At 68.2% G+C, this 21968-nt stretch carries 28 protein-coding genes; 11 read left to right on the top strand and 17 right to left on the bottom strand.

The window, feature by feature from the left end; genetic code table 11:
• Positions 1 to 72 precede the first annotated feature (72 nt).
• Positions 73 to 846 (bottom strand): CHRD domain-containing protein, encoded by a 774-nt coding sequence (locus ACYQ1Z_RS02655; RefSeq protein ID WP_459790890.1) that lies wholly within the window; start codon positions 844 to 846, stop codon positions 73 to 75.
• A 234-nt stretch (positions 847 to 1080) separates the two neighbouring features.
• Here ACYQ1Z_RS02655 and nhaA point away from each other — a divergent pair, with 234 nt between their 5' ends.
• The gene (nhaA, locus tag ACYQ1Z_RS02650) at positions 1081 to 2430 is read left to right on the top strand and encodes a Na+/H+ antiporter NhaA (RefSeq protein WP_459790888.1); all 1350 of its coding nucleotides are present in this window, start codon (positions 1081 to 1083) and stop codon (positions 2428 to 2430) included.
• A gap of 103 nt (positions 2431 to 2533) precedes the next feature.
• Here nhaA and ACYQ1Z_RS02645 read toward each other — a convergent pair whose 3' ends face one another.
• From ACYQ1Z_RS02645 to trxB, 4 genes are all read right to left on the bottom strand, one after another.
• Positions 2534 to 2797 carry a GlsB/YeaQ/YmgE family stress response membrane protein gene (locus ACYQ1Z_RS02645; RefSeq protein ID WP_459790887.1) on the bottom strand — a complete coding sequence of 88 codons (264 nt, stop codon included), beginning with the start codon at positions 2795 to 2797 and terminating at the stop codon, positions 2534 to 2536.
• Between the two features lie 72 nt (positions 2798 to 2869).
• Complete coding sequence (locus ACYQ1Z_RS02640; protein WP_459790886.1) at positions 2870 to 3133, bottom strand: hypothetical protein; 264 nt, start codon at positions 3131 to 3133, stop codon at positions 2870 to 2872.
• Between the two features lie 89 nt (positions 3134 to 3222).
• Complete coding sequence (locus ACYQ1Z_RS02635; protein ID WP_459790885.1) at positions 3223 to 3447, bottom strand: hypothetical protein; 225 nt, start codon at positions 3445 to 3447, stop codon at positions 3223 to 3225.
• A gap of 140 nt (positions 3448 to 3587) precedes the next feature.
• On the bottom strand, positions 3588 to 4565 hold the full coding sequence (gene trxB, locus ACYQ1Z_RS02630; RefSeq protein ID WP_459790883.1) for a thioredoxin-disulfide reductase: 978 nt from the start codon (positions 4563 to 4565) through the stop codon (positions 3588 to 3590).
• 136 nt (positions 4566 to 4701) lie between these two features.
• On the opposite strand from trxB, the gene chrA reads away from it, so the two are divergent.
• Both chrA and ACYQ1Z_RS02620 read left to right on the top strand, forming a co-directional pair.
• Positions 4702 to 5937 (top strand): chromate efflux transporter, encoded by a 1236-nt coding sequence (chrA, locus tag ACYQ1Z_RS02625; protein ID WP_459790882.1) that lies wholly within the window; start codon positions 4702 to 4704, stop codon positions 5935 to 5937.
• 79 nt (positions 5938 to 6016) lie between these two features.
• The gene (locus ACYQ1Z_RS02620) at positions 6017 to 6499 is read left to right on the top strand and encodes a DUF2243 domain-containing protein (RefSeq protein ID WP_459790880.1); all 483 of its coding nucleotides are present in this window, start codon (positions 6017 to 6019) and stop codon (positions 6497 to 6499) included.
• A 19-nt stretch (positions 6500 to 6518) separates the two neighbouring features.
• On the opposite strand, the gene ACYQ1Z_RS02615 is transcribed toward ACYQ1Z_RS02620, so the two are convergent.
• The gene (locus tag ACYQ1Z_RS02615) at positions 6519 to 7853 is read right to left on the bottom strand and encodes a cytochrome P450 (protein ID WP_459790879.1); all 1335 of its coding nucleotides are present in this window, start codon (positions 7851 to 7853) and stop codon (positions 6519 to 6521) included.
• A 177-nt stretch (positions 7854 to 8030) separates the two neighbouring features.
• On the opposite strand from ACYQ1Z_RS02615, the gene ACYQ1Z_RS02610 reads away from it, so the two are divergent.
• Together ACYQ1Z_RS02610 and ACYQ1Z_RS02605 are read left to right on the top strand one after the other, a co-directional pair.
• Positions 8031 to 8765, top strand: a complete 735-nt coding sequence (locus tag ACYQ1Z_RS02610) for a GAF and ANTAR domain-containing protein (protein WP_459790877.1) — start codon at positions 8031 to 8033, stop codon at positions 8763 to 8765.
• A 57-nt stretch (positions 8766 to 8822) separates the two neighbouring features.
• Positions 8823 to 9098 (top strand): hypothetical protein, encoded by a 276-nt coding sequence (locus tag ACYQ1Z_RS02605; protein WP_459790876.1) that lies wholly within the window; start codon positions 8823 to 8825, stop codon positions 9096 to 9098.
• 97 nt (positions 9099 to 9195) lie between these two features.
• Here the strand turns inward: ACYQ1Z_RS02605 and ACYQ1Z_RS02600 are convergent, their stop codons facing one another.
• The 4 genes from ACYQ1Z_RS02600 to ACYQ1Z_RS02585 form a co-directional block, all read right to left on the bottom strand.
• The gene (locus ACYQ1Z_RS02600) at positions 9196 to 9525 is read right to left on the bottom strand and encodes a hypothetical protein (protein ID WP_459790874.1); all 330 of its coding nucleotides are present in this window, start codon (positions 9523 to 9525) and stop codon (positions 9196 to 9198) included.
• Between the two features lie 9 nt (positions 9526 to 9534).
• Positions 9535 to 10251 carry a GAF and ANTAR domain-containing protein gene (locus ACYQ1Z_RS02595; protein WP_459790873.1) on the bottom strand — a complete coding sequence of 239 codons (717 nt, stop codon included), beginning with the start codon at positions 10249 to 10251 and terminating at the stop codon, positions 9535 to 9537.
• Positions 10248 to 10595, bottom strand: a complete 348-nt coding sequence (locus ACYQ1Z_RS02590) for a hypothetical protein (RefSeq protein WP_459790872.1) — start codon at positions 10593 to 10595, stop codon at positions 10248 to 10250. The genes ACYQ1Z_RS02595 and ACYQ1Z_RS02590 overlap by 4 nt, the downstream gene beginning before the upstream one ends.
• Positions 10596 to 10681: 86 nt before the next feature.
• A complete protein-coding gene (locus ACYQ1Z_RS02585) occupies positions 10682 to 10939 on the bottom strand; it encodes a hypothetical protein (RefSeq protein WP_459790870.1) in 258 nt (85 codons plus the stop codon).
• 134 nt (positions 10940 to 11073) lie between these two features.
• Here ACYQ1Z_RS02585 and ACYQ1Z_RS02580 point away from each other — a divergent pair, with 134 nt between their 5' ends.
• Positions 11074 to 11208, top strand: coding sequence for a hypothetical protein (locus ACYQ1Z_RS02580; protein WP_459790869.1), 135 nt, complete (start codon positions 11074 to 11076; stop codon positions 11206 to 11208).
• Here the strand turns inward: ACYQ1Z_RS02580 and ACYQ1Z_RS02575 are convergent.
• Entirely contained in the window at positions 11205 to 11489 is a 285-nt protein-coding gene (locus ACYQ1Z_RS02575; protein ID WP_411374170.1) for a DUF1540 domain-containing protein, read from the bottom strand. The genes ACYQ1Z_RS02580 and ACYQ1Z_RS02575 overlap by 4 nt on opposite strands.
• Positions 11490 to 11849: 360 nt before the next feature.
• On the opposite strand from ACYQ1Z_RS02575, the gene ACYQ1Z_RS02570 reads away from it, so the two are divergent.
• From ACYQ1Z_RS02570 to ACYQ1Z_RS02560, 3 genes are read left to right on the top strand one after another with little or no spacing between them, the layout of a single operon-like run.
• On the top strand, positions 11850 to 12206 hold the full coding sequence (locus ACYQ1Z_RS02570) for a hypothetical protein (RefSeq protein WP_459790868.1): 357 nt from the start codon (positions 11850 to 11852) through the stop codon (positions 12204 to 12206).
• 42 nt (positions 12207 to 12248) lie between these two features.
• Positions 12249 to 13781, top strand: a complete 1533-nt coding sequence (locus ACYQ1Z_RS02565) for a M20/M25/M40 family metallo-hydrolase (RefSeq protein ID WP_459790867.1) — start codon at positions 12249 to 12251, stop codon at positions 13779 to 13781.
• Complete coding sequence (locus ACYQ1Z_RS02560) at positions 13762 to 14958, top strand: carboxylate-amine ligase (protein WP_459790865.1); 1197 nt, start codon at positions 13762 to 13764, stop codon at positions 14956 to 14958. The genes ACYQ1Z_RS02565 and ACYQ1Z_RS02560 overlap by 20 nt, the downstream gene beginning before the upstream one ends.
• A gap of 73 nt (positions 14959 to 15031) precedes the next feature.
• Here the strand turns inward: ACYQ1Z_RS02560 and ACYQ1Z_RS02555 are convergent, their stop codons facing one another.
• The 6 genes from ACYQ1Z_RS02555 to ACYQ1Z_RS02530 all read right to left on the bottom strand — a co-directional run bounded on the left by ACYQ1Z_RS02555 (position 15032) and on the right by ACYQ1Z_RS02530 (position 19510).
• Positions 15032 to 16216 (bottom strand): serine hydrolase domain-containing protein, encoded by a 1185-nt coding sequence (locus tag ACYQ1Z_RS02555; RefSeq protein ID WP_459790864.1) that lies wholly within the window; start codon positions 16214 to 16216, stop codon positions 15032 to 15034.
• A gap of 214 nt (positions 16217 to 16430) precedes the next feature.
• The gene (locus tag ACYQ1Z_RS02550) at positions 16431 to 17195 is read right to left on the bottom strand and encodes an ABC transporter permease (protein ID WP_459790863.1); all 765 of its coding nucleotides are present in this window, start codon (positions 17193 to 17195) and stop codon (positions 16431 to 16433) included.
• Positions 17192 to 17971 (bottom strand): ABC transporter ATP-binding protein, encoded by a 780-nt coding sequence (locus tag ACYQ1Z_RS02545; protein ID WP_459790862.1) that lies wholly within the window; start codon positions 17969 to 17971, stop codon positions 17192 to 17194. Before ACYQ1Z_RS02545 ends, ACYQ1Z_RS02550 begins: the two co-directional genes overlap by 4 nt.
• Positions 17968 to 18336: a DUF1048 domain-containing protein gene (locus ACYQ1Z_RS02540; RefSeq protein WP_459790860.1), complete on the bottom strand. Its 369-nt coding sequence runs from the start codon at positions 18334 to 18336 to the stop codon at positions 17968 to 17970. Before ACYQ1Z_RS02540 ends, ACYQ1Z_RS02545 begins: the two co-directional genes overlap by 4 nt.
• Positions 18336 to 18662, bottom strand: a complete 327-nt coding sequence (locus ACYQ1Z_RS02535) for a PadR family transcriptional regulator (RefSeq protein ID WP_459790859.1) — start codon at positions 18660 to 18662, stop codon at positions 18336 to 18338. Before ACYQ1Z_RS02535 ends, ACYQ1Z_RS02540 begins: the two co-directional genes overlap by 1 nt.
• A 98-nt stretch (positions 18663 to 18760) precedes the next feature.
• Positions 18761 to 19510, bottom strand: coding sequence for an ABC transporter permease (locus ACYQ1Z_RS02530; RefSeq protein WP_459790857.1), 750 nt, complete (start codon positions 19508 to 19510; stop codon positions 18761 to 18763).
• Between the two features lie 199 nt (positions 19511 to 19709).
• Between ACYQ1Z_RS02530 and ACYQ1Z_RS02525 the strand changes: the two genes are divergently transcribed.
• Both ACYQ1Z_RS02525 and ACYQ1Z_RS02520 read left to right on the top strand, forming a co-directional pair.
• Positions 19710 to 20717 carry an ABC transporter ATP-binding protein gene (locus ACYQ1Z_RS02525; protein ID WP_459790856.1) on the top strand — a complete coding sequence of 336 codons (1008 nt, stop codon included), beginning with the start codon at positions 19710 to 19712 and terminating at the stop codon, positions 20715 to 20717.
• Positions 20717 to 21968, top strand: a 1252-nt coding sequence (locus ACYQ1Z_RS02520) for an ABC transporter permease (RefSeq protein ID WP_459790855.1), incomplete at its 3' end; no start/stop codon positions are given. The genes ACYQ1Z_RS02525 and ACYQ1Z_RS02520, both read left to right, overlap by 1 nt.

Genomic DNA, 21968 nt, shown 5'->3' with positions numbered 1-21968 from the left:
CCGCCGTGGAGGCCGCGAAGCCTCCACGGCGGCGGGAATCCGGAAGCGTCATGATCTCGCGCGGTCCTGACCCTAGGCCGCGGATCCCGCACCGCGGCGGCGGACCACGTAGGCTCCGCCGGCAGCAGCCGCGAGCACCAGGCCGCCGCCCAGGGCGATCATGCCGGCATCCGTGCCGCCGGGCTCTGCGGCGACACCGGTGTCGGCGCCACCAACGGGCATTGTCATCTGGCCTGCTTTCAGCGTGCCGCAGAGCGCAGGGGACGTGGCTGCCAGCGGAAGCTCGGGGACAAGGTCGGATTTGGCGGCCTGGGCGGCGGGGCTCAGGGTTGCAGGGTCCAGGCCGTGCACAACCACTACCGCTGTTCCTGCTTCGAGGGCTGCCTTGGTCTCGGCGTTCAGTTCAAACGTGCGGTCGACGGTGTAGGCAGCGCCCTGTCCGGCAACCTTGAGGTCCAGGCCGGCGGCCGGGCTGGTGTCCCCGCTGGTGGAGAGCGTGGTGACGATGCCGCCGTAGCCGCCGGCACCCTCCGTGGTGGAGACGACGCCGTCGCCGTCCTTGTCGGCCGACGGGGCCGGGCACACGCCCTGCGCGCCGCCGTGGATGTGCTGGACGTGCGGATAGGGGGCATCCATGAAGGTGGCGGCGAGGCCGGACACCTTCAGGACCGCGTGGGCCTGGTTGCCCGTGACGTCCACCGTGATGGTGCCGGAAGCCGAGCTGCCGTTGATCTGGCTCAATGTCGACTGGTAGGACTTGTCGGCGGCGGAGGCGGGGGCGCTGGACAGGGCGACGGCGGCCAGAGCCAGGGTGGGTACTGCGAGGAAGCGAAGTGTCTTGTTCATCGGAAAACAGTCTCCTCAGGTGGGGTGTTGTCCCGGAGTGGGGACACAGGGCAATTCGGAGCTGCTGCTGTGATGGATGGGAAAATTGTGAATTGAGTCATATTCCGGTGCGGGCCTGCCGCGGTCATGCCGTTTGCGGTGCCGGCGGCGGGGGCTACTAGAATGGGCTGAAGGTGCGCCGGGAAGTCTGGTCGGCAATAGCTTTGTCGAGCCCGGACTTAAGGACGCACCTTTATGAACTCCACCCCGCCTTCAACACCAGGCAAGCCCCGCGGCTCCACCGTCTTTGCACGCGGTTCCTACGCCGAGGCGCTGCGGATCGGCGAGATCCTCCGCAAGGAAACGGTGGGTGGCGCCCTGCTTGTGGCCGCCGCAATCGTCGCGCTGCTGTGGGCCAACTCCCCGGCGTCGGACAGCTATTTTGCGCTTCGCGACTTCAAGCTCGGTTACGAACCCTGGCACCTGGAACTCAGCCTCGGCGCGTGGGCTGCCGACGGCCTGCTGGCCATCTTCTTCTTCCTCGTTGGCCTCGAGCTGAAACGGGAATTCGTCGCCGGGGACCTGCGCGACCTCCGGAAGTCAATCGTTCCCGTCGCTGCTGCGGCCGGAGGGGTGGCTGTCCCGGCGGTGATCTACGCCGTCGTCAATCTCACCAGCCCTGAGACGCTGCGCGGCTGGGCCATCCCCACCGCCACCGACATCGCCTTCGCCGTGGCGGTCCTGGCGATCATCGGTTCCCACCTGCCCAGCGCGCTGCGGATCTTCCTGCTGACCCTGGCGGTGGTGGATGACCTCATCGCCATCAGCATCATCGCGTTCTTTTACTCCAGTGACATCCAGGTCACGCCCCTGCTCCTGGCGCTGGTTCCCCTCGCCCTCTACGCGTTCCTGGCGCAGAAATACCGCCGGTTCTTCGGCCGCCACGCAGCCAGTGCGTGGCTCATCCTCCTGCCGCTCGGCATTGTCACCTGGGCCCTCGTGCACGCCTCAGGCATCCACGCCACCGTCGCCGGAGTCCTGCTGGGCTTCGCCGTTCCGGTGCTCCGCTCCCAGGCCAGCGGAGGCCCGGAGGCCGGCCCCGGTCTCGCGGAAATCTTCGAGCACCGGTTCCGTCCCATCTCCGCCGGGATCGCCGTGCCCATCTTCGCGTTCTTCTCCGCCGGCGTGGCCGTCGGTGGCTGGGACGGTCTGGTGTCGGCGCTCGCGGATCCCGTGGCCCTGGGCATCATCGCCGGCCTGGTGCTGGGCAAGCCCATCGGCATCCTGGGCACCACCTGGATCCTGACGAAGGCCACCCGCGCAACCCTGGACAGTTCCTTCAAGTGGATCGACATTTTCGGGGTGGCGCTCCTGGCGGGCATCGGCTTCACGGTGTCCCTGCTGGTGGCCGAACTGAGCTTCGGCCACGGCAGCCTGCACGACGACCACGCCAAGGTGGGCATCCTCGCCGCCTCGCTGCTCGCCGCGCTGCTGGCCACGGCCGTGCTTAAGACCAGGAACCGCCAGTACCGGCAGGCGGAGGAGCTGGAAAAGGTGGACGCGGACCAGGACGGCATCCCGGACGTCTACCAGGAACGAGCCTGACCCTCGAAACGGCAACGCGGGGTCACTCCCGGCCCAATATCCCCTCGGGGTTGGGCCGGGAGTGACCCCGCGTTCCTGTGCGGCCGGGCTAGCGGCGTTCGGGCTAGCGGCGGACGGAGCGCCGGCGGCCGGTGAGCGCCTCGGCGGTGCCCACCAGGAGCACCGAGGCGATGACGGCCACAATAAAGCCCAGGAAATTCAGCTCGAAGATGTTCCCGGTTCCCAGCAGCGACGCCACCACTCCGCCGATTACTGAACCGGCAAGGCCCAGCAGCAGGGTGGCGAGCAGGCTGAGGTTCTGCTTCCCCGGCTTGATGAGGCGGGCCAGCGCCCCAATGACCAGGCCGGCAACAATGAATCCAATCACGGTGTGCTCCTTCGTCGGTGGGTTCTGCCACATCGGCATACTTGCACTGACCGTACCCCGGCTACCTGAGCATTATGCGGGTCGGGCGGGCCGGAGCGCGGCGGGCATCGCCGGGGGCCGGAACGTCGGTTGGGCGGGTGCTTCCACGTGCCGGATCTCCAGCGCTTCGGGATCCAGCAGCTTGCGCGTGCCGGTCCGCTCGTCCAGGATCCAGAACAGTTCAAGGGCGGGGACGACGTCGGTCACCCGGCCCCGGTGGAACAGCCTCCCCCTGTGCCACGCCTCGATGGTGTCTCCAATGCGGAGCTGACTGGTTGGTACTCCCTGTGCCTCCATAATGGGCTGCCTCCTGCTGTTGTATCCCCGTATGCACAGCTTGCCGTGGCCAGGTTGCCGGGGTGTTTCTGCAGGGTGTTTTTTCTGTGTCAGCCGTGACCGGTCCGCCGGATGCTCAGCATGTGCATCAGCAGGGCGCGCTGGGGCTGGCCGGGATATCGGTTCACATGCGAGCGGAGGGAGCTGCGGGCGTCCGCCTCGCATTCGGCCGTGCCGCTGAGGATCTCCTCGATGATTTCCAGGACCTGCAGCTGCAGTTCCAGGTGGACCATGTCCTCGCGAATGCCCGCCGGGAGCTTCCGCCTACCGCCCATGATGCCGCCTTCGTGCCGTGACAGGCTCCCGCGGAGGGAGCGGAACTGCTGGGCCCCAGCCGGCCGGTGTTGATGCACAGTCTGGCCGGAGGACCTGCCGGGGACAAGGACGGTGCGGAGTTTCTGCGGTCCTACTGCGGTCAGCTGTGGGTGGGTTCCTCCACCAGGGCGGTCGCGATGCTGTCCGCGTCGGCCAGGGCGGCCAGGTACCGTTCGGCGTCGAGGGCGGCCGCGCAGCCGGTCCCGGCCGCCGTGATGGCCTGCCGGTAGCGGTGGTCCACGGCGTCACCGCAGGCGAATACACCGGACAGGTTGGTCACCGTAGTGGGGGAGTCCACCTTGATGTAGCCGTCCGCGTCCAGGTCCACCTGCCCGGCCACCAGTTCGGTGCGGGGTACGTGGCCGATGGCAACGAAGATTCCAGTGGCCGCCTGGTGCCGGGTGGCGCCGGTCCGGGTGTCCGTCAGGGTCACGCCGGTCACCTTGCCGTCGCCGTGGATTTCCGTGACGGCGGAGTTCCAGGCAAACCCGATCTTGGGGTTGTCCTTCGCGCGCTGCGCCATGATGCGGGAGGCGCGCAGTTCTTCACGGCGTACGACGACGGTCACGGACTTCCCGAACCGCGTCAGGAAGGTCGCTTCCTCCATGGCGGAATCGCCGCCGCCGACCACGATGATGTCCTGGTCGCGGAAGAAGAACCCGTCGCAGGTGGCGCACCAGGAGACGCCGTGGCCGCTGAGCTTCTTCTCCTCCGGCAGCCCGAGCTCCTTGTACGCGGACCCGGTGGCCAGGATGACGGCCGGAGCCCGGTGCGTCTCGCCGCCACCGGTGACCACGGACTTAAGGTGGCCTTTCAGGTCCACGGATGTGGCGTCGTCGAACACCACCTTGGCGCCGAACTTTTCCGCCTGCTCCTGCAGCCCGTCCATTAGCTCCGGGCCCTGGATGCCCGCCGGAAAGCCGGGAAAGTTTTCCACTTCTGTAGTGTTCATGAGCGCGCCGCCGGCGGTGACCGAGCCCGCAAGGACCAGCGGTTCCAGGCCTGCGCGGGCGGCGTAAATGGCGGCGGTGTACCCCGCCGGGCCGGATCCTATGATGATGAGCTGCTGGTCCGTCATGGCATTCTCCTGGTTCCTGGGCTTGCGGCGGCGGGCGGCCTTCCGGCGCCCTACCAGTGGAGCAACGCCGTTCGGCATATGTCAATGCGGGTCATAATGGGGCCATGACCCCGCAGCAGAATTCCACGGCCCGCGCATGCCCTCCTCCGGCGGCAGCCCGATGACGGCCACCAAAACCGCCACGGCCCGCGGCTCCGTCTGGGAGGTCTTCCGGGTCTTCCTTAAGCTCGGACTCACCTCATTCGGCGGGCCCATCGCGCACCTGGGTTACTTCCGGCACGAACTGGTGGAGCGCCGCAAATGGGTGGACGACAAGGAATACGCCGACCTCGTTGCACTGTGCCAGTTCCTCCCCGGGCCGGCGTCAAGCCAGGTGGGCTTCGGCCTGGGCCTCCACCGGGCCGGCCCGCTGGGTGCGCTGGCCGCCTTTTTGGCTTTCACGCTGCCGTCCGCCGCGCTGCTGGTGGCGTTCGCGGCCGGTGCATCCCTGTTCCAGGGCCCTGTGGGTGCCGGGATCCTCACCGGACTGAAAATCGTGGCGGTGGCCATCGTGGCACAGGCCGTCTGGGGGATGGCGAAATCCCTGACGCCGGACCGCGAGCGGGCGTCCATCGCCGTGGGCGCGGCGCTCGCGGCCATCCTGCTGGCGGGTTCGCTGGGGCAGATCACCGGCATCGTCCTCGGTGCCCTCGCCGGGCTGTTCCTGTGCCGGGCCGGGACCGGGGCCGTGACCGGTAGCATGCGGTTCACGGTCAGCCGGACCACCGGCGCCGCCTGCCTGGGCCTGTTCCTGGTCCTCCTGCTTGGCCTGCCGGTGCTGGCCGCTGCCACCGGTTCAGGCGGCGCCGCGCTTTTCGAGGCGTTCTACCGCGCCGGTGCGCTTGTGTTCGGCGGCGGCCATGTGGTCCTGCCCCTGCTGCAGGCCGGCGTCGTGGACCCGGGCTGGGTCACGCCGGAGCAGTTCCTGGCCGGATACGGTGCGGCGCAGGCAGTTCCCGGGCCGCTGTTCACGTTCGCCGCCTACCTGGGGACGCTGTCCTCGGCGGGACCGGGCGGGGTGGCGGACGCCGCCGTCGCTCTCGCCGGGATCTTCCTCCCCGGGTTCCTCCTGCTCGTCGGCGTGCTGCCGTTCTGGAACAGGTTCCGGTCCCGGCCGCAGGCGCAGGCCCTGATGCGCGGAGCCAACGCCGCAGTGGTGGGGATCCTGGCCGCCGCCCTGTACAACCCCGTGTTCACCACCGCCATTACAGGCCCTGGCCCGTTCTGCCTGGGCCTGGTCTGCTTCGTCCTGCTGATCGCCTGGAAAGCACCGCCGTGGCTGGTGGTGCTGGTGGGTGCCGCGGGCGGGATCCTGCTCGGCTTCCTCGGCTGACGATTAGCGCGTACGACGGCGGGTACGGGCCAGGTGACAACGCGCCGCGGGCGCGCCGGCCGGAAAAGGGGGAGTTAGGTTGGCATACAACAGCCCGGCAGCCGCGCCGGCGTTCCTGTTCGGGATGGGGATGGGCGGCTTTGTGGACGGGATCGTCCTGCACCAGCTGCTGCAGTGGCACCACATGCTCAGCCATACCGGGGACGGCAACCCGGATACCGTGGCGGGGCTGGAGCTGAACACCCTGGCGGACGGGTTGTTCCACAGCGCCATGTGGGTCCTGGTCGCGGCTGCCGCCGTCCTGGCCATCCACGCCCGCCGGCAGGGCCGGCTGTCCGCCGGCTGGCGGTTCAACACCGGCCTGGTCCTCGCAGGCTGGGGCGTCTTCAACATTGTGGAGGGGATGGTGAACCACCAGCTGCTCGGCATCCACCACGTCAGGGATGACCTCGGCGGCCCGCCCGTGTGGGACCTCGGGTTCCTTGGCCTGAGCGTGGTGCTCGCCGCCGTCGGGATCCTCTTGCACCGGCACGGCCGGCGGGTGGAGCAGAGCCGCGGGTGACGGCCGCCTCGGAAACGGATCACGCCCGCTCCGGGCCCGGGATAAAGCGGAGCGAAAAGGCGTTCAGCGTTCCCGGCAGCGGACGGTCCGGGGACAGCCGGGCAGCGTCCTGCAGGGTGAAACCGTTCTCCCGGAGCAGGCTGGCCAGCAGGGCGCTGGTGCACAGCAGGACCAGCTGGCGGCCCGGACAGCTCACGGGACCGGCGCTGAACGGCACCACGCCCCAGTCCTCCTGGTCGTCACCCCGCAGCCACAGCGCGGGATCGAACCGGTCGGCCAGCGGAAGCCGGCGCGTGTCACGGTGGAAATAGGGGACAAACACCAGCACCCCGCACCTGGCAGGCATGGTGCCCGTGTCCCAGGTGACCTCGCGGGTTGTCTGCCGCAGGATCATCGGCGTGGTGGGCCACAGCCGCACCGATTCCAGGACCGTGGCCCGCAGGAAAGGCAACCGCCTGCCGCCGGAGGTGTCGCCGGCGATTTCGTCGAGCGCCAGTTGGGCTTCGGTCGGGTGGCTGGACAGCAGCGCCAGGGCGCGGAAAGCTGCCATGCCCGACGGTTCGAAGGCGAACAGCCACTGCGGGACCTGGTCCGTGGGGGCCTCCGCCGCGTCGCCGGCTTTTCCCCGCATTACGGACGCAAGACTGCCGGGGTCTGCCGCATCGATGCGTTCCTGCACGCGCCGGAGGAACGCATCACGGACTTTGTTGCGCCGTGGTTTCAGGGCTGACCAGTTGGCGTCCTTGCGGAGCCTGGTGAGCATGTCCGTCAGTTCCGTGTCGTCCCGGGCGGCGTCGCCGAAGATGATTCTGCGGACAGCGCGCTGCCAGGCGGGGTTGAACGCACCCCAGTCCAGGACGCCCTTGCCCTCGGCTGCCTGGAGCATGGCGGCCGCCTCCTCGCGGATGACCGGCAGGAACGCGCCCGCGAGCCGGTGGACCGGGCTGAACGTGTCCAGCGCCTGCTCCTGCAGTGCCCGGCGCGCTGTGCGCTCAGCACCCGTGGAGACCAGGACGTTGCGGGGCTCGAAGTGTGCCAGCGCACCCCGTTTCTCGCTGCTGGCCGGGGAGAAGGGATCCGGGGACTGGGACAGGACGGCATGCAGGTGGCCGGGCCGCAGGATAACGGCCTGGTTCCGGACGGGGAGCCGGAGGAGCAGGGGCCCTCCCGGGTATGTCCGGTCCAGCTGCTGCATCCTTGCCACCGCGCGCCGGTCAAGGCCCAGCCGCTCGGCTAGCGCTTCAACCCGCGGACGGCGGATAAGGGGACCTTTTGCCGCCGTCGGGATAAATACGTCCAGGAGGAAACCCAAGGTGTCGCCGACGCTCGCCTTTGGGAGTTGCGTGCCGTCCATCACGTGCCTGTCTTGGTGCCGGAGCGGTTCATACTCTTGTCCGTACCCCGCGCAGCCACAAAAAACTCCCCGGAACGGGGACCGGAATCAGGCGTAGGCTGGAAGGACGAGGAGCATCCCGGATGCTTGGGGCCCGGTACAGCGAGTCCTGAACACAATCAGGAAATGAGGCCTGCCATGGCCGAAGAAAAAACCCAGGCGGCGGTGCGCGACCGCCTGGCTGACCTTGTGCTTACCAGCCCCGACGTTGAGGACTTCCTGCGCCGGCTTGCCGAATTCGCCGCTGCCGATATGTCGGCGCCAAGCTCGGAGGTGTTTTGCGGCATCACACTGGTGCGCCACAAGAAGGCTGCCACTGTTGCCAGCAGCGATGAGCGGGCCCGGGCGATGGACGAGGTGCAGTACAGGGTCAAGGACGGGCCGTGCCTGGCGGCACTCCGCGAAGCTGTCACCGTGCACGTACCGGACCTCGCCAACGACGGACGCTGGCCCGAGTATGCGGCGGCGGTGGCCAGCGAGAAGATCAATGCCGTCCTGGCTGTCCCATTCCTTGCTGAGGGCAGCTCCAAGGCCGCGCTGAACCTCTACTCCGAGGTCACCTACGGTTTCACCGGCGAATCCATCAGGAGGGCAGAGGAGTTTGCGCTGCACGCCAGCACATCACTGCACCTTGCCTTGAGGATCGCACAGCTCGCCGACGCCCGGGCGGACCTGGCCGCCGCCATGGAATCCCGGACGGTCATCGACCTCGCAGCGGGAGTCATCATGGCCGAGAACCGGTGCAGCCAGCACGCGGCCATGACCATCCTGAAGAATGCCTCCAGCAGCCGCAACATCAAGTTGCGCGATGTCGCTGCCGCGGTGCTGGCTTCCGTCAGCAACGAGGCGGTCAACTTCCATTTCGATGCGTGACCGCAGAAGTCCGGACAGCCGCCGGACCCCGCACTACTCAGCCACCAGGGGCGGGCCATGAACGAAGCCGATCAGCAGATCCTCACCGTCAGCGTAATCCGCGAGCTTGGCATCACCCTCGTACAGCTCTGGCACTACTACCTGAGCATCGGCGGCACTGCTGATGAGCTGCAGGTGAACGCGTACGCAACCGGTACGGGGGCTTTGCCCCTTGAGGAGCGGGACCTCCTCGCGTGGGCGGTTAATGAAATGGTCATCGATTCACCATGGCTGCCGCGCGCCCCGTACAGCGACACGCCATTCACGCTGGATCCGGAAGGATGGGCGCCATGACCGACAACCCCGGCCTCGGCAGCGGGGTAATCATGGGCAAAAACCGGTGCAGCCAGGCGGAGGCAGTCCAACTACTGCAGCGGGCCTCCAGCAGGGCCTAGCCCGGAGGACCGCCTCCGCCGCCTTGGCTATCCGGGCCGGCTTCGGGACTGCCCTTCCCTTTGTGATGTCCGTCCAGGTCATCGGAATACGGGGCACGCAGCAACGGCCCGCCGCCGGTAAGCTCGTTCGCGGCCATGGCCAGGAGGTCGCGTTGGGTAGCCGGCAAAGAGAGGACTCCTTCCAGGTAGGCATGGACCTCGTACTCAGCGGCCGTGCCGCTCATGCTGAAATACCGGAGCCACAGCTCACCGACGGTGACGTCACCGTTCTCCAGTACCTCCCTAAGCCGGTTGCGCTGCTCCGGTTCCTGAACATCGAAGCCCACGGTCCACCCCTAGCGTTCCGGCGGCTGCACGGTGGTAATCAGGTGCTCGCTGACATCAGCCAGGGAGGTGCGGGCCGCGCGCGCGTTGGTGATCAACCGCTGAAGCGCCTCGGAGCGGGCCAGCCCGTAGCGGTCCATCAAGATTCCGCAGGCGAGGTTGACGGTGTCCCTGCTGGCCAGTGCTGCCTTGAGGGTTTCCGTCATCTTCAAGGGGGCTTCGTTGCCCTGGATGTGGTTCAGCAGCGTCGCGGCCGTCCCGGCGAACAGCAGGAGGGTCCGGCCGGTCGCCTCGTCATACTGTGCCGGGCGCGCGGAGTACACCTTAAGCGTCCCCATAGGCTCCGAGTCCGCCACTAGCGGGGCACTGGCAACGGAGCGGACCGGGAGCGGCAGCACCGCTTCACACCAGCGGGGCCACCGCGGGTCGGTGCGGACATCGTTCACAAGCACCACCCTGCCGCCGGCCCAGGCCGCGAGGCAAGGGCCTTCGCCGAGTTCGTACTGGGCGGCGTCGGCCTCCCGAACAAGCTGGTCCGTGAACCCGCTGCTGGCCGGCAAACCCCCGGGATCCAACAGGGTAACGCCTGCACCGGGGGTGCCGGGGACGCAGTCCTTGATGGCCTGCGCCAGCATGCTGATTGCCCGCTCCACCTTTTCGCCCGTGAGCAGGAGTCCCTGGATCCGGGAGACGGACGCCGTCAGGTCGTCCAGGGGGAGCTGGTTCATCCGGGTACACCAGCATCCGGGATTTCCAACTGGAATCCGCAGTCACACCGCAGCACACGCGTGGCCAGATACACTCCCAGCATCTCCGGCAGGTGCCGTTCACTGCTGATGGTGCGCATCTCCCCGCCTGCGGTCCGCATGGCCTGACCGCAGTGGACATAGTGCCCGCCAAATACCAGCACGTTGGGTGTGGTCCCGGGACGGTTGAGGATCCTGGCCACCTCCTTGACGTCCGCCTGCTGCGTATACGACACCCCGCAGCTGGTGCACGCGAAGGTGACCTCCACCAGGCGTCCTGCCACGGACGGGTCCGGGGGAAGGGACTCTATGTCGGTGATTTCCACGCCGCGGTCCTCGCCGCATCGGGGGCAGGCCAAGGGCGCCGGCCGGGAGCGGGGCGAGCCCCGGAAATCACCTGCGTGAATGGTCATCAGGCAACGGCCGGGTAGCTGCTGAGGATGTAGTCGGCAGCGGCCGGGCCGCACATATGCAGGTGGCAGTGGTTTACATCAACACCGCAGCGGTGCATGCCGGCACGGAACGCCTGGTCCGGCTTGGCCCGGAAATGGTGCAGGTTCGCCCAGCTGACGTAGAGGCCGTAGAGGCTGTCAGGGCCCAGCCCGGAGTCACCGGAAGGATCCCGGACGGTTGCTTCATTGAGGAATTGTTGGAAATGCGAGGTAGCCACGGCGGGAACCCTTCGCGTCTGCATCATGCGCTGCCGGTGGGCTGCAGCAGCTGCTCCTGATGGCCTGTGCAGAAGGGGCCGGGAGGACGGCCTTGAACCCGTCGCAGTTTTGAATCTACGCGCCTTGCCGCGGGTTGTACAGCAATCAGGCGGACGACGGCGGCACGGCAGCGGGTGCAGCGCTGCCCGCGGTTGCAGGGCCCGGACAGCAGGCGGAGCACCCGGGCGGAGTGGCCCAGGTGCTCCGGATGCCCTTCAGCGAGGTCTAAGCGTGTGAGTACGTGAGGCAGTCGGCGTTGTCCCTGCCGGGGCCGACGTGGACCTCGGGCGCCTTGCACATCAGGTGGTCGTTGTGGACGCATTCGCTGCGCTGGCAGGCTCCGACGTCGGCCAGGACCTTCGGCAGTCCGCCGTGCATGCCTGTCTCGATGAACGTGGCGCAGTGTGCGTGGTTCTCGGCGCCGCCCACGGTGATGGCGGCCGCGTTGCAGTTGGTGTGGTCGTTGAAGGAACAGTTGGTTACGCTGCAGTCTGCGACGTGCGAGGTCATTGGAATAGTCCTCCTAGCATCAAAAACTGGCCGGCCGCCCCGGATGGGCGGCACCCTGGAACCCACCGTAGACCCGCCGGGCCCAATCAAAAAGACCCAATACTGTTCCCTAATTTGGGGTATTCCGGCGGAAAGCAAGCCGAAACCTCCCCTATCTTGGCCATCCTGCGCCTGTACCCTTTCGGGGAATTCGTAAGGGTGCTTATTATGAGATTCCCCTTCGGCGGTAAGCAGAGTCCGTCAACCCGTCCTTCTTCCGGGCGCGGCCCGGGGGCAGCTGGCCAGACGCCGCCTCCGGCTCAACCGCTCCCCGCCTGAACGCGGCATATGCGTGGAACACAGAAAAAGGGAGACACACCGATGAGCGACGCAGCAGAACAGAACGTCCCGCAGCATAAGGACCTGCCCCTTCCGGATTACGACCACCTCCCCGTCGGAACGCTGCCCACCCGGATCACGGGCCTGGCCGAGACCGACGTCGCGCAGCTGGTCAGCTACGAAAAGGCCCACGGGAACCGGCTGCCTGTCCTGCAGATCCTGGAGAAAAGGCTGCAGGACCTGAAGGGCGGTGCAGTCCCAAGCGGCCCGCAGGTGCCCAGCACACCCGAAATGACCAGCGGCGCGCCGGACTCCTCACCACCGGCGGCAGCGTCCGGGCCGGCCGTCAACCCGCCGTCCCATGGGGTCCCCACGAATCCTTCGCAGCAGCCGCGCTGACGCAGGCCGCCATGGGGAAACAGGCGAAGTGACAGGGGCGCGATGGCAGAAGAGGCGGGCGCTGGCAGGAGCGGCGCCGGTGCAATGCACAACGGCGGCACGGACCTGCACGCCTACCTCCAGTCCCGGCGCGGCGATATAGAGCGGCAACTGGCCGAGTGGGTCCGCGTCCCGGGGGTGTTGGGGGACCCTGGGCATGCCAAGGACCTGCTCCGGTCTGCCAACTGGCTCGCGGCCGCCCTCCACGAATCCGGCTTCCCCGTGGTGGACGTGCTGCCCACGGGGGAGTCGTATGCCGTCTGTGCCGAGTGGTGCGGGGCGCCGGATGCGCCTACCGTCCTGGTCTACAGCCACCATGACGTCCGCGCGGTCAAGCCGGAGAACTGGGACCAGACGGCGCCGTTCGTACCGGTGGTCCGCGAGGGCAGGCTGTACGGCCGCGGCAGTTCTGACGCCAAGGGCCAGGTTATGGCGCACCTCTGGGGCCTCCGGGCCCACCTCCAGTCGTTGGTTGAGCGTGTCGAAACCAAGGCGACGGAGGTTTCGACAGGCTCAACCACCGGATGGACAGGCTCAACAGCCGCCCCGGCCGTGAACCTGAAGTTCCTGGTTGAGGGCGAGGAGGAGGGCGGCTCCCCGCATCTCGCACAACTGCTGGAGGAGCAGGCGGAAAGGTTCCGGGCTGACGTCGTGCTCTTCTCCGACACCCTGCTCTGGCGCGAGGACCACCCGGCACTTTGCATGGGCCTGCGCGGGATGCTCAGCGCGGAACTGAAGGTATACGGCCCGGAACGGGACGTCCACAGCGGTGCTGTGTCCGGCAACGCCCCCAACCCCGTCTTCGAGCTATCCCGCCTGCTGGCACAGCTGCACGACGAGCAGGGGCGGATCGCCATCCCGGGGTTCTACGACGACGTGGCCCCGCTCCCCGGGGATCTGCGGCGGGCGCTCGCCGAACTTCCCTACAGTAATGAGGACTGGCTGGCCCGGTCCGAAAGCGGCGCGATCACCGGCGAGGAGGGCTACACGGTGTTGGAGCGGCTGTGGCTGCGGCCCGCCGTCGAGGTCACCTCGATCATCGCCGGCGACCCCATCGGGCTGCAGCGCGCCGCCGTGCCCGCCGTCGCCACGGCCAACCTGAGCTTCCGGACCGTCCCCGGCCAGCAGGTCGAAAAGGTGGCGGAGCTGCTGGGGCAGTGGGTGGAAGCAAACATTGGCGGCGCTTTCCGCTACAGCCTCACCCCGGACATCGAGACGGCACAGGAACCGTACCGCACCCCGGACCACCCCGTGGTGGCCGCGCTGGAGCGGGCGATGGCGCGGGGCTTCCGGGCAGACAGCGTGGGCAGGATGGGCAACGCCGGCGGGGGACCGGCCGAGCTGCTCGCGCGGAGCCTGGACGTGCCCGTCCTGTTCTTCGGCACCGGGCTGGTGGAAGACCACTGGCACGACAGCGACGAGAGCGTCAGCCTGGACGTCCTCATCAACGGGGCCGTGACGCTGGCCAGCTTCTGGGACGAACTTGCAACGATGCAACGGACAAAGGACGACGGCGATGGACACCTCCGGCAATGACGGCACCACCAACTCCGGTACAGGCAGCCCTGGCACAGGCGCCAGCGGCGGCGTGCGGCCGGGAATCCGCACGTTTGGGGTCGAGGAGGAGCTGCTGCTGGTGGATCCGGGCAGCGGCGACGCAGTGCCGATGGCGGGTGCGCTCCTGGACCTGTACGTCCGGCCCCTGGAATCCAGCGCCGGTCCGGTCCTGACCGCTGAGTTCCAGCAGGAAATGATTGAGGTGGTCACTCCGCCGCACTCCACCATGGCTGCCCTGGAGGCGGACATCATTGCCGGGCGGTCCATCGCCCGCCAGGCCGCCGAGGATGTGGGAGTCAGGGTGGCTGCACTGGGAACGTCGCCGTTGCCCAGCGACCCGCACCCGGTCAAACTCCGCCGGTTCGCCGCCATCACGGAGGAGTACGGCATCACCGCCCGGGAGCAGCTCACCTGCGGCTGCCACATCCACGTGTCCATCGGATCGGCGGAAGAGGGCGTCGCGGTCCTGGACCGGATCCGGAACTGGCTTCCGGTGATGATCGCGCTCAGCGCCAACTCGCCGTTCTGGCACGGCGAGGACACCGGCTACGCCAGCTACCGCTCGCAGGTCTGGAACCGGTGGCCGACGGCGGGGCCGCTGGGGATCCTGGGGACACCCGAGGCCTACCACCAGCTGGTGCACGACATGGTGAGCACCGGCGTCGCCCTGGACGAGGGCATGGTCTACTTCGACGCCCGGCTCTCCCGGCACTACCCCACGGTGGAGATCCGGCTCGCGGACGTGTGCCTGCGGCCGGAGAACACGGTGCTGCTCGCCGGCATCGCGCGGGGGCTCGTGGAAACCGCTGCTCGCGAGTGGCGTGACGGCGTCGAACCCGTTGCGGTGCCCACCGCGCTGCTGCGGCTGGCGTGCTGGAAGGCCGGCCGCTGGGGGCTGCGCGGGGAACTGCTGGATCCGGTGACCGGCAGGCCCGCGCCGGCTGTCGCCGTCGTCAACTCCCTCCTGCGCCACATCCGCCCCGCCCTGGAGGACCATGGCGACCTGCAGCGCGTGGAGGAGCTGACGGACCATCTGCTCAGCGTCGGCACCGGCGCGGTCCGCCAGCTCGAGGTCCTGCACCGCACCGGCGACCTGGAGGATGTGGTGGACGACGCCGCCAACTGCACCGTCGGGGTTCCGGCGCAGGAAAGCTAGGACCTGCTGCGTCCCACCCAACTAGCTCGCAGTAGTTGTCGTTTTCAGGCCTCAAAACGACAACTACTGCGAGCTAGTTGGGGCAGAGCCGGTCCAGCGCCTCCTGCAGCGCGGACTCCATCTGGTCGTCCCACAGGTCCAGCCTGTTTTCCGATTCGGGTTCCTCGAGGGATGTGGGGATCGGCGGCGGGACCAGCGTCATGGTGGCCTGGTACTTCCCGTCCGTGCTGCTCAGGGCCGTGGTCCGGTAGGCCCAAAAGCCGCCCCGCCCGCCGAACCTGTAGTCGCCGTCGCACCCCTGGGACCACCGCCGCAGGCCGAGGCCGTAAAGGGGAAACGGGTCTGTGGTGGTCATCTCCCTCAGCGACGCCGCGGACAGCAGCTTCCCGGTGAAGAGCCCGGCGAAGAAGTCGTTGACGTCGGGCACATTGGAGACGGCGCCGAAGGCCGACGATCCTGTTTCGGGCGGCGACCCCGTCACGTCAAACCGCTCGCCGCGGTAGGTGACGTAGCCGTGGACCAGTTTCGGATCCTGGCGCAGGTCCCATTCCAGGAACGTGCTCTCCAGGCCCAGGGGACTGATGATGTCCTCAAGGATCACCCTCGGATACGGCTTGCCCCGCAGCTTTTCAATCAGCTGACCCAGGACCACGTAGTTGGAGTCGGAGTACCGGAACGACCCCACATGCCGCGCCTCCCACGGCAGCGACGCGGTCAACTCCAGCTGCCGCTGGACGCTCAGCCTTTCGCCCAGGAGCCGGGGGACGTCGTCGGACGTCTTTTCGTTGGCTGCCTGGAATTCCGGCATCCCCGACGTATGGTTCAGCAGCTGGCGGACGGTGATGGGCCCGGGAGGTTGAAGGACGGTGGTGAAGCTGTCCACCACCCCGTTGACGGGATCGTCCAGCCCGATCAGCCCGTCCTCCACCAGCTTCAGCACGGACACTGCCGTCATGGATTTGGTCACGCTGGCCACTGACACCAGGTCGTCAGGCTGGGCCGCGACCCGTGTGCCCAGGTCGCGCACACCGTACGCCTTGGAATAGGTCCCGCCGGGCCAGCGGATTTCCGTGATCACGGCCACCGCACCCTGGTCCATAAAGGCCACCATGCTGCGGTCCAGCGCGTCCGTGGGCCCTTGCGTGGAGCTGCTCGGGCTGGGCGCCGGCTCCGGGTCATCATAGGTGCAGGCTGCCAGGGCAAGGAGTACGACGGCGGCCGCGGCCATCCTGCGCAGGTAGCTGGTGGGAAGGTTCATGGCGACGCCCCCGCTGGGTGAGTGCCGGAACAAACGTGGCCGCCGGCAGCGCCGTCCCCGGCCCAAGGGGGGTGCGCGGCGCCGAAGCCCAGCACTCCAATTCTAGTGAACCCCACCCAACTAGGTCGCAGTAGTTGTCGTTTTCAGGCCTCAAAACGACAACTACTGCGACCTAGTTGGGAGGGCGGGCAGGGTTTAGGTGAGCAGACGGGACTCAGGTGACCCGGCGGCGGTAGATGGCGGTGGCGGCGAGGTAGGCGGCGACCAGGATACCGCCGAGCCAGGCCAGGGCGACCCAGATATCGCTGCCCACCGGCTCCTGCGCGAACAGGGCGCGGAGGGTATTCACCACCGACGTCACCGGCTGGTTCTCGGCGAACCACGCCACCGGGCCGGGCATCGAGTCCGTGGGCACAAACGCCGAGCTGATGAACGGCAGGAAGATCAGCGGGTAGCTGAAGGCGCTCGCGCCGTCCACGGTCTTGGCCGACAGCCCGGCAATCACAGCGATCCAGGTCAGCGCCAGGGTGAACAGGACCAGGATCCCGACGACGGCGAGCCAGGCTCCCACGGACGCGCCGGTCCGGAAGCCCATCACCAGGGCGACGGCGACGACGGCCGCCACCGAGGCGAGGTTCGCCGCCAGCGAGGTAAGCACGTGCGCCCACAGGACATTGGAGCGTGCGACCGGCATGGACTGGAACCGCTCGAAAATCCCGCCCTGCAGATCCAGGAACAGGCGGTACGCGGTGTAGGCGACGCCGGAGGCAATCGTAATCAGCAGGATGCCGGGCAGCAGGTAGTTGACGTAGGAGCCGCCGGTCCCGGTGTTGATCGCGCCGCCGAACACGTAGACAAACAGCAGCATCAAAGCCAACGGGGTGACCACCGTGGTGATGATCGTGTCCGGGCTGCGGAGGATGTGGCGCAGCGAGCGGCCGGTCAGGACGCCAGTGTCGGCAAGGACGTGCGCGGTCATGACGGTTCCTTTCGTGCCTCGCCCGAAGCGCCCACGAGGGCGAGGAAGACGTCCTCAAGGGAGGGCTGCTTCTCGACATATTCCACCGTGGCGGGCGGGAGGAGCTTCTTGAGTTCGGCGAGCGTGCCGTTCTGGATGATGGTGCCTTGGTGCAGGATGGCGATCCGGTCCGCGAGCTGTTCGGCTTCGTCGAGGTACTGCGTGGTGAGCAGAACGGTGGTGCCCCGGCCGGCGAGCTGCCGGACCGTCTGCCACACCTCGAGCCGGGCCTGCGGGTCGAGTCCCGTGGTGGGCTCATCGAGGAAGATGACCGGCGGGTTCCCGAGCAGGCTCATGGCGATATCGAGCCGCCGCCGCATCCCGCCCGAGTATGTCGACGCCCGCCGGTTTCCCGCATCCGTCAGGGAAAAGCGCTCCAGCAGGGAATCGGCAAGCGCGCCGGGGTCGGGCAGGTGCCGCAGTTTGGCCACCAGCACCAGGTTTTCCCTGCCGGTGAGCACCTCGTCCACGGCGGCGAACTGTCCCGTCAGGCTGATGGACTCCCGCACCCGCGCCGGCTCCGCGCCGACGTCGTAATTATTGACCGAAGCGGTGCCGGCGTCCGCCGCCAGGAGCGTGGACAGGATGCGCACCAGGGTGGTTTTGCCTGCGCCGTTGGAACCCAGCAGCGCGAAGATGCTTCCAGCCTGCACGTCGAAGTTGATGCCGCGCAGGACAGGCAGGTCCTTGAAGGACTTCTCGATGCCCCGGACCCGGATGGCTGTTTCACTGGTCATCTTCGCTCCTGATGCTCAGCCGCCTTGACGGCGTTCGTGAGGCGGGTGCGCTCCTTGTCGATCCAGCGCGTGCCGCCGTAGGCCTGGGTGAACGTCTCGGCGAATTCGACCGGGTCATCGCCAACAATGGCGCCCACCGGCGTTCCGTCGATAGCGGCGCGCTCCCACAGGTCGGCGAAGTCGCCGAACATGCGGACCAGGGTGTCGCCGTCGGTCACGCCGCCGTAGTACATGAAGTACCGCTCGAACGCCTTCGCCACCGTGCTGTAGGGCTCGGGAAGGGCCTCGATGCGGGCCTTGTAGTTTTTGTACTGCTTCTTCTGCTCGAGCGACCCCGTGAGGGCCTCGATCCACTTTGCCGCCATCACTTCTCTCCTTGGAGCTGGCCGATGCGTTCTGCGAGGAAGCTCCAGGTCCTCCAGAACTCTTCGAGGTATCCGCTGCCCTGCGCGTTCAGGGAGTAGACCTTCCGCGGCGGGCCCTTCTCGGACGGGACCTTTTCCACGTCCACCAGGCCGCGCTGCTCGATCCGGACAAGCAGCGCGTAGACGGTGCCCTCCGCGATGTCGGTGAAACCCTGGTCGCGGAGACGCGCGGTGATCTCGTAGCCGTACGCCGGCTGGACGGCCAGGATTGCCAGGACGATGCCCTCCAAAGTGCCTTTGAGCATCTCGGTCATCTGCTTTCCCATGGCTTCAGCCCTTGCTACTTGGTGTTACTGACTACCACTACATAGTAACGCTGAATAGTGATTCCGCAATAGGCCCCAGACAGGGGAAGAGGGGTTGGTCAGGTGAGCGGCTCCGGGCGGACCTTCACGGCGCGGAGGGAGCGGAGAAGCGCGACGGCGGTGACGGACCCCGCGGCCATGATGGACGCCAGCACCACCACCTGGAACCGGCCGGCCTCCAGCGGGGAGGCGCCGCCGAAGATGGCGCCCACGAACGCGCCGGGCAGGGTCACCAGGCCGGTGGTCTTGGTCTGGTCCGTGGAGGGAATCAGGGCGGAGTGCACGGACTGCCGGGCCTGGGTGAGCGTCGCCCGCCCCGGGGCGGCCCCGAGCGCCAGCCAGCCCTCCACCTGGTCCCACTGCTCCCGCACAGCCTCGAAGAAGCGGCGCCCGGCCAGGACCGCGATGGCCATGCAGTTGCCGATCACAATGCCGCCGACGGCGAGAACATACCGCGGCGAGAATTCGATCGCCCCGGTGCCGAACACCACGGCCAGGGTCACCAGGACGCCGAGCGCCATGGTCATGCCGACCACTCCGAAGAGCCGCCACGACCAGCCGAGCCGGCGTGCCGCCGTCGCCACCGCCACAGCGAACATCACCAGCAGCGCGGCCGCCACCCACAGGGGATCGGTGATGATGCCGCCCAGGACGAGGCTGATCGCCGCCAGTTGGGCGGCGCCGCGGAGGATGGCCACAGCCGGATCAAGGAACGACGGCGTCCGTGCGCCCCAGAGGACAGCCACCGTAAGTGCCACCAGGAGCGCCAGGGCCACGAGGGTGGGCAGCAGGGCGGAAAGGTCGGCCATCCTGCCAGCGTAGCTTCCCGGTCCGGCCCCGCCCGGCAAGGCAAAACGGTGGTTCTCCGGCGCCCTTCCCCGCCGGAGACGGCGATTGTAAGATGTGGACCGGAGAGCCGGGAAGCCTGGTCGGCCCGCATGCGGAAACGGCATGCGGCGCGCTCCGGCGGTCCGCCGGGACGCGGTTGCTGCGACCCAAGGAACTGGCATGCACACCGACTCATCTCCCGTCATCTCCACCTCCCGCCTGGTCAAGGACTTCGGACGGACCAGGGCCCTCGCCGGCCTGGACCTTACCGTCCTGCCCGGCGAGGTGCACGGCTTCCTGGGGCCCAACGGTGCAGGGAAATCCACCACGCTCCGGGTGCTCCTGGGCATGATCCGGCCAACGTCCGGAACCGCGCGGGTCTTTGGCATCGATCCGTGGGCTGAACCGGTCCGCGCCCATGAGCATGTGGCCTACGTTCCCGGCGACGTCACGCTGTGGCCCAACCTTTCCGGCGGGGAAGTCATCGACCTGCTCACCGGGCTCCGGGGCGGCGCCGACGAACGGCTGCGCCGGCAGCTGATCGAGGAGTTCGAGTTCGATCCCCGCAAGAAGGCCCGGACCTACTCGAAAGGGAACAGGCAAAAGGCCGCCCTGATTGCCGCGTTCTCCCGCCCCGCCCGGCTCTACCTGCTGGATGAGCCGAGCTCGGGACTTGACCCGGTCATGGACGCTGTTTTCCGCAGGCACATCCGGCGCGTGACGGAGCAGGGCGCCACGGTCCTGCTCTCCAGCCACATTCTGGCCGAGGTGGAGCAGCTGTGCAGCAGGGTCACCATCATCCGGTCCGGCACCGCGGTGGAAACCGGGACCCTTGACGAACTCCGGCACCTGACCCGTACCCATTTCCGGATCACCACCGGGGCAACCCCGGACGTCCTGTCGAAGGTGCGCGGAATCCACGACCTGCGGACTGATGGAAACACTGTCGAATTCGACGCCGACACAGCCGACCTCGGATCCGTGCTGGACGCCCTGGCGGCGGCCGGCATCACCGGGATCAGCGCTGCGCCGCCGTCGCTGGAGGAACTGTTCCTGCGCCATTACAGCGACGAGCCCCGGCAACAGGCGCCCGCGGACGCCGAACGCAACAGCCGGGACGCCGCACGCAAGAACGGCGACGCCGAACGCAGCAGCCGGGACGCCGCGCGGAAGAACGCGGTGCGGTGATGAGCGCCGTTGTGCGCCTGGCCCTGCTCCAGGCACGGCGGGACCGGGGCGTCCTGGCGGCCTGGATCATTGGCATAGCCGGGCTGGGATACGCCGCGGCCACCGCCGTCGTTACGCAGTTCGGGGCCGACAACGAGCGGGCCGCCCTGATCGCCGTGGCGGCGGCCAGCCCGGCCTTCCTGTTCCTCCGGGGACTCCCGGATGGGATCAGTTCCGGAGCTGTCACCTTCTTCCAGGGCTATTCGTTCACGGCCGTCCTGGCCGGACTCATGGGTGCAACCCTGGTCATCCGGCATACCCGCGCCGACGAGGACGGCGGGCGGGCCGAGCTCGTTGGCGCGGCGCCGCTGAGCCGGACGGCGTCCCTGCAGGCAACGCTGCTGCTGGGAACATGCGCCAACATCGTCCTGGCCGTGGTTGTTGCCGCCGGCTTTATGGGTGCCGGGCTCCCGGCGGAGGGCTCGTTCCTGGCCGGCGCAGCGGTGGGGGCGGTGGGGCTGTTCTTTGTGGGCGCCACCGCCGTCATCGCCCAGGTCATGCCGTCCGCCCGGACCGCCAACGGCACCGCTGCGGCGCTGGTGGGTGCGGCCTACATGATCCGTGGCGCCGGTGATGCGCTCGGGACAGCCGATATGGCGCGGCTGCAGGTGGCGGCCGCGTGGCCGTCGCTGTTCTCGCCGATCGGCTGGGGCCAGCGCGTGCGACCATTCACGGAGGCCGACGCCCTGCCGTTGCTGCTGGTGGGTGCCGCCGCGGTGCTTTTGGCGGGGACCGCCGTCGTCCTGCGCCGCGCACGGGACCTCGGGGCCGGGTACATCGCAGCGAACGAGTCAGGGGCGGAGCGCGCGGGCAGGACCCTGCCGTCGATGCTGGGACTTGCCTGGCACCTGCAGCGCGGAAGCTTGGCGGGCTGGTGCTTTACCGCGGCCATGATGGGGGCTGTGGCCGGCGGGCTGGGCCCGGTGGTCAGGGATGCGCTGGCCGGCAACGCGTCCCTGATGGAGCTGATGAGCCGGCTGGTGCCCGGCAACGCGGGCATGGTGGACCTGTTCACGACGGCGATACTCGGCATCACCGGGATCCTCGCCGCTGCCGCCGGGATCCAGGCCGTGCTGCGGCTGAGGGCGGAAGAAGCGGAGGGGCGGGCCGAGCTGCTGCTGGCCGTGCCGGCGTCGCGCCTGCGCTGGCTGGGCGGGTCACTCGTCGTCGCAGGGATCACGACGACGGCGGTGGCGGCCGCCGCGGGTGTGT

It is taken from the genome of Arthrobacter sp. AD-310 (genome assembly GCF_054656615.1).
The sequence above is the reverse complement of the archived record's forward strand: the minus strand, read 5'-3'. Positions and strand labels throughout refer to the sequence as shown.